1 protein-coding gene and 1 pseudogene are annotated in these 1,549 nt (G+C 62.4%); one reads left to right on the forward strand and one right to left on the reverse strand.

Features of this window, described 5'->3' with window-relative positions; genetic code table 11:
* Positions 1 to 200: 200 nt before the first annotated feature.
* Positions 201 to 866, reverse strand: a pseudogene (istB, locus tag IE122_RS18155) (IS21-like element helper ATPase IstB); the annotation flags it as partial.
* Between the two features lie 138 nt (positions 867 to 1,004).
* Between istB and IE122_RS18605 the strand changes: the two are divergent.
* On the forward strand, positions 1,005 to 1,549 hold a 545-nt coding region (locus IE122_RS18605), incomplete at its 3' end, for a helix-turn-helix domain-containing protein (RefSeq protein WP_189622634.1).

Raw genomic sequence — 1,549 nt, forward strand, 5'->3', positions numbered from 1 at the left:
AGCGGCTATCAGCGCTTCAATCCCGCGCCGTGCAAGGCGGCCTACAGCCCACGGTTACGACGTCTCTCAGGTCCCATCTCCACCTGTCAACGGGCACCGAACTTTCCCCGGATGTGGGCGCCCAAAATTCCCTAGGTTGGCGGTTTGGGATGGCGCGGTGATCAGCCGTATTCGAGATCTGCTTTTCCTTTCATCGACGGTCAGCCGCGGCGTTTGGGCGGGCGTGGATTGAAGGCGGCGCCGTTGCGCACGTTTTCGGGCACGAGCGCCGCGTGCTCACGCATGCGATAGCTGGACCCCTCGATCTGGATGACGACGGCGTGGTGTAGCAGCCGGTCGAGCAGGGCTGTGGCGACGACGGGATCACCGAAGACCTCTCCCCATTCGGCGAAGCCGCGGTTGGAGGTGAGGATCATGGCGCCCTTTTCGTAGCGAGCGTTGACGAGCTGGAAGAACAGGTTGGCGCCGCCGGGTGTGACCGGCAGGTAGCCGATCTCGTCGACGACCAAGAGCGATGCCCTGGTGAGGAAGCGGATCTTCTCCCTAAGCGTGCCTTCGCGTTCGGCCTTGGCAAGCTGGGTGATCAGATCGGCAAGCGGGATGAAGTAGACCGCCTTGCCGGCGCGCACGGCCTCGACCGCCAGCGCGGTCGCAATGTGGCTTTTTCCGGTGCCCGGCGGTCCTAGCAGGTGGACGACCTCGGCCCTTTCGATGAAGTCGAGGCCAGCGAGCGCGAGGATACGGTTGCGATCGAGCGATGGCTGGAACGAGAAGTCGTATCCGGCCAACGTCTTGACGACTGGCAACCGGGCCATGCGCAGGGCAGCCTTGATCCGGCGGTTCTCGCGCAACGAGAGCTCCTCGGAGCACCAGTGTAGGGCGAACCAACATCTTTCACGAAACGGACATACGGTCTTATACCAAAACCTGTGGAATCTGACTTACTGGGGGTATCGGGTTTGGCGCTGAGGTGCTTCACCATCGCGAACGGTTGGAGTTTTGCGATGGCAGCGGCGATCAGAGTTCGCGGTGATTTCAGTCCAGGGCATGTTCGGGCTTTTGCTCGCCGCGCCAAGGATGCGGACCAGGTCCGCCGTCTTCTGGCGATTGCAACGATCCTGGACGGCGGAAGCCGAAGTGACGCAGCCAGGGTCGGCGGGGTTACGCTGCAGATTGTCAGGGATTGGGTGCTGCGCTTCAACGCGTATGGCCCTGATGGTCTGGAAACGCGCAAGGCGCCGGGGCCGGATACGATCCTTGACGACGGCCATCGCCGCGCGCTGGCCGAAGCCATCGAAGCGGGCCCTATTCCTGCGGTTCATGGTGTGGTTCGCTGGCGGATCATCGACCTTGTTCAGTGGCTATGGGAGGAGTTCGAAGTCTCGATCAGCAAGCAGGCGCTGGGGCATGAACTTCGGGCCATGGGCTATCGCAAGCTCTCGGCCCGGCCACGCCATCAGGGACAGCGCCCTGAAGATATTGCCGCGGGACTGTCAGGATTTCCGTGTGTGGCGAGGCATAATGGGCAACAAGGAGACCCAGCATGTCA

This window comes from Novosphingobium colocasiae (genome assembly GCF_014652555.1).
In the GTDB taxonomy this organism is placed as follows: Bacteria; Pseudomonadota; Alphaproteobacteria; order Sphingomonadales; family Sphingomonadaceae; genus Novosphingobium; species Novosphingobium colocasiae.